The sequence below is a fragment of the Persicitalea sp. genome, assembly GCF_041751555.1.
In the GTDB taxonomy this organism is placed as follows: Bacteria; Bacteroidota; Bacteroidia; order Cytophagales; family Spirosomataceae; genus Persicitalea.
The window spans coordinates 1-4,263 of the sequence record NZ_JBGSXF010000422.1; the positions used below are offsets into that span (position 1 = coordinate 1).

Here is a 4,263-nt window from a genome sequence, read left to right on the forward strand (position 1 = left end):
TAAGGTGAACTACAGATCGTGGGGTCGCCTGAAAAAAGCAGTTTTTGCCATAGTTGCCAGATTTGGGGTAAAGTACAAAATATGTTTTGATGAAACGATTGATAAAAATATAGTGACGTTTAATTCTGCCTGATTACTTAAGTAGTACAATGAAATTAGTTTGCATTAATCTATCTTCGTCTGATGGGACGAAAAAACACGCCAGTCCTCAGCGAGGGGCAGCGCGCTGAGCTGACCAAAGGAGTCAAAACAGGCAAGAGCCATGCCTCGCGTAGTCGTTGCCAACTCATCCTGTTGAAGGCCGCAGGCCGCACCTCGAAGGATGTGGGCGAAATAGTGGGTATGTGCCACGTGAGCGTCAATAGTTGGCTGAAACGATATAACCAGGAGGAGGCGATGCGGCCCGCGTCGACGCGGGCGCGCCTCGGGGCGCCCCGTCTTGCCTCGGGCCATGCCCAGGCACCTTTTAAGGTGCAGCGGGCTGATGAGCGTGTGAGGTATGCTGCTCTGCTGCAAGAAGCAGCACAGGGCCAGCGTGCAGTGGCCCGTGTGCTCCATGCCCACCAGGCTGTTACCAGCATCGGCACCCTGCTTGACGAGCCAAAAGAGCAGTCTCTTGAAGCCCGCCGTAGTGTTGGCGAACTGGTCGTGGGTGAAATGGTCGAGACCTTCGGCCTCACAGAGTGCCGCGTCGATAGTGGCCTTGGAGAGCGCACGGGCGCCCCCGGTCGATACCGATAAAATACTGCTTGTTCATCGTCTTGGTGGTTTAGGTGAGAAATCCAGAACCGAATACACCGAAATGCTAATCCCCCTAATAAGCCTGATGCTTAGAATTCTAAATGGCAACCGTTCAGTGAAAAGGCGTGAGGGACTAATTCCGGCGATAAGTCTATTTGATAGGCGGCCGCCACGGGGCGGCCCGCCATAGTTCACCGCTAACACCTTCGGATCTTCTGGTATTGTACTTTTTGAAGTTAACAATTATCTCACAAATCTATGGGGCGGCCCCGTTCCTTTATTCCTTTCCTCGCTCCTCCTTATTCTTTAATTCCCCATCGCCTCCTTCCACCTCCCATACGCCTCCCGATATTCCTCTCCCTTAGCCGCATCCGGCTCTATGGTGTGGGTAGCGGTAAGGCCGACGAAGGCTTCTTCGCGATTTTTGTAGTGGCCTAGCCCCATTCCCGCCCCGCGGGCGGCACCCTGTGCACCGTCGGTATTGTAGAGTTCGACCGTCGCGCCGGAAATGCTGGCGAAGGTTTCGCGGAAAATTGGGCTGAGGAACATGTTGGCTTCCCCGGCGCGGATGTTTTTGAGCGACACGCCTAAGTTTTCCATGACCTGCATTCCGTAGTAAAGCGCAAAGACGATGCCTTCCTGCGAGGCCCGGATAAGGTGACTCAGGCCGTGGCGGTTGAACTGCAAGCCTTGGAAAGTCGCGCCGGGATCGCGGTTGCAGAGCATCCGCTCGGCCCCGTTGCCGAAGGGCAGGCACAGCAGTCCGTCGGAGCCGATGGGTGCTTGCGCGGCGAGGTCGTTCATTTCGGGGTACGACACGCGACGGTCCAGGACATTATTGCGCAGCCAACTGTTGACGATGCCCGTACCGTTGACGCACAGCAACACGCCGTAGCGGGGGGTTCCGAGTTTGTGATTGACGTGCAGGAAGGTATTCACCCGCGACTCGGCGTCGTACTTCGACTGGTCGCTCACGCCGTAAACCACACCCGAAGTGCCCGCTGTGGCAGCTACCTCGCCCGGTTCCAGGACATTGAGCGAAAAAGCGTTGTTGGGCTGATCCCCGGCGCGGTAGGTCACGGGGGTACCCTCTGCCAGCCCCAGCGCTTCGGCGGCGGGGCGGGTAAGCTGCCCCTGATCGCCAAAGGTAGGAAACACCTGCGGCAGCAAATCGGCCTCGAAACCGAAGTAATCCAGCAAGAATCCAGCGGGCTGCTCGTCCAGAAAATCCCAGAAAATCCCCTCCGACAGGCCCGAGGGCGTCGTGGCCACTTCGTCCGTCATGCGGGCGGCGAGGTAGTCGCCGGGAAGCATGAATTTATGAACTTTGGCGTAAATCGCTGGCTCGTTCTGCTTGACCCACGCCAGTTTGGAAGCCGTGAAGTTGCCCGGCGAGTTGAGCAGATGCGGCAGCACCACCTCCGGCCCCATCGCTTCGAGGGCGGCGTTGCCGACCTCCACGGCTCGGCTATCGCACCAGATGATCGAGGGACGTAGCACGTTCATTTCGTCGTCCACCACCACCAGGCCGTGCATTTGGTAGGAAATCCCGATGGCCCTTACCTCCTCGGGTGCGATCCCGGACTGCTGCATCACGGCTTTCGAGGCGCGGCAGGCGTTGGCCCACCACTGCTCGGGCTGCTGTTCAGCAAAGCCGGGCTGCGGGGCATCCATTGGCATTTCGGTTTCAGGGAAAAAGGCTGACGCCACGACCTGCCCGGTGTTGGCGGCCAACAGGCAAGCTTTCACGGATGAACTGCCGACATCGAATCCAAGGAAGTACATAGGTTTTTGGGGTTAGGGGAAGCGACAGAGCCGCAAAGCGACAAAGGTACAAAGGCGTGAAGCGACAAAGCAAAAAATCTACCGGATGCTAACCTAGCAAAAAAACGGACAGGGAATTTTTTCTTAACTTCAAGCGCACATTAGCTTTATTCAAGAAACCAAAAGTTAGAACCCCATTCAAGCGCAGCCATGAAATACGACTACATTATCGTGGGAGCGGGTTCGGCGGGCTGCGTCTTAGCCAATCGTCTTTCGACCGACCCGGCCAATTCGGTGCTACTGCTGGAAGCGGGCGGGCCGGACAAGAAGATGGAGATTCACATCCCGGCAGCTTACGCCAAACTTAACCGCAGTTCGGTGGATTGGGGGTACTCCACCGAACCGCAGGAATACGTACTCGGCCGCCGCTTGTACCAGCCGCGCGGCAAGACCTTAGGCGGCAGCAGTTCGATCAACGCGATGGCCTACGTGCGCGGCAACCGCGCCGACTACGACGAATGGACTTCCCTCGGAAACCCCGGATGGAGCTACGATGACCTACTGCCTTACTTCATCCGATCGGAACACAATGAACAGATTCAGAACGAATTCCATGGGCAAGGCGGAGTATTGAACGTCACTTTCGCCCAGCGCTACCGTACGCCCGCATCCGATGCCTTCGTGAAAGCGTGTCGCGAACTGGGCTTACCGGAAAACCAGGATTACAACGGAGCCAGCCAGTTGGGAGCGGGCCTGTTGCAGTTTACGACCAAGGGGCAGAAAAGGCACAGCACGGCGGGGGCTTTCCTGAAACCCGTACTGCAACGTCCTAACTTGAAAGTCGTCACCAACGCCCACACGCAACGCGTCTTAATCGAGAACGACCGGGCCGTAGGCGTGGAATTTGTCACAGGCCAGTCGTCCGTGCAGGTAGTTCAGGCTACCAAAGAGGTAATTCTCTCGGCGGGCTCTTTCAACTCGCCACAGTTGCTGATGCTCTCGGGAATTGGAGAAACGGAGGAATTGGCCAGGCACGGAATCGCCGTAAAAAAGCATCTGCCGGGCGTAGGCAAGAACTTGCAGGACCATCTTTTTTTACCCGTCAGTTCGCTATCCCGCGTTCCGCTGGCCAACCACGAACTACGGCCCCACCGACAAATCATCGGGCTGCTGAACTACGCCCTGTTCAAAAAAGGCCCCTTCACGATGGGGCCGCTCGAGGCAGTGGCTTTCCTGAAACTCACGGATTCTGCCGACCCGGTCGATTTTCAATTTCACTTTTCCCCCACGTACCTCGGCAACGACGAGAGTGCCGACCTCTACAACCTCGATACGTACCCCTACACCAATGGCTACACCATACTGCCAACCCTGCTAAAACCCAAAAGCCGGGGCTACGTGGCGCTGCGCTCGGCGCATCCGGGCGACGCGCCGCTGATTCAGCCCAACCTACTCTCGGCCGAAGACGACTTGAAAACGCTTCTGAAAGGAACCAAAATGGCCATTGAACTCATGCAAGCCAAAGCGTTCGACAACTATCGCGAGCGCATAAGTACCCCGCCCGACTACGGCTCCGACGAGGCGCTCATCCAGCACATCAAAAAAAACCTGGAAACAATCTATCATCCGGTGGGCACCTGTAAAATGGGTCAGGATGAGGAAGCCGTAGTGGACGAAAAACTCCGCGTTCGCGGCATCGAGGGGCTGCGCGTCGTGGATGCTTCCATCATGCCCCGCATCGTGGCGGGCAACACCAAT

At 56.9% G+C, this 4,263-nt stretch carries 3 protein-coding genes; 1 reads left to right on the forward strand and 2 read right to left on the reverse strand.

Going from position 1 to position 4,263, the window contains the following annotated elements; translation table 11 throughout:
* Positions 1 to 165: 165 nt before the first annotated feature.
* Together ACEW8P_RS14765 and ACEW8P_RS14770 are read right to left on the reverse strand one after the other, a co-directional pair.
* Positions 166 to 744, reverse strand: coding sequence for a transposase (locus ACEW8P_RS14765; protein ID WP_373513848.1), 579 nt, complete (start codon positions 742 to 744; stop codon positions 166 to 168).
* Positions 745 to 1,047: 303 nt separating this feature from the next.
* The gene (locus tag ACEW8P_RS14770; protein WP_373513846.1) at positions 1,048 to 2,526 is read right to left on the reverse strand and encodes a xylulokinase; all 1,479 of its coding nucleotides are present in this window, start codon (positions 2,524 to 2,526) and stop codon (positions 1,048 to 1,050) included.
* A gap of 189 nt (positions 2,527 to 2,715) precedes the next feature.
* Between ACEW8P_RS14770 and ACEW8P_RS14775 the strand changes: the two genes are divergently transcribed.
* Positions 2,716 to 4,263: GMC family oxidoreductase (locus ACEW8P_RS14775; protein ID WP_373513847.1), on the forward strand; the 1,548-nt coding region annotated here is incomplete at its 3' end.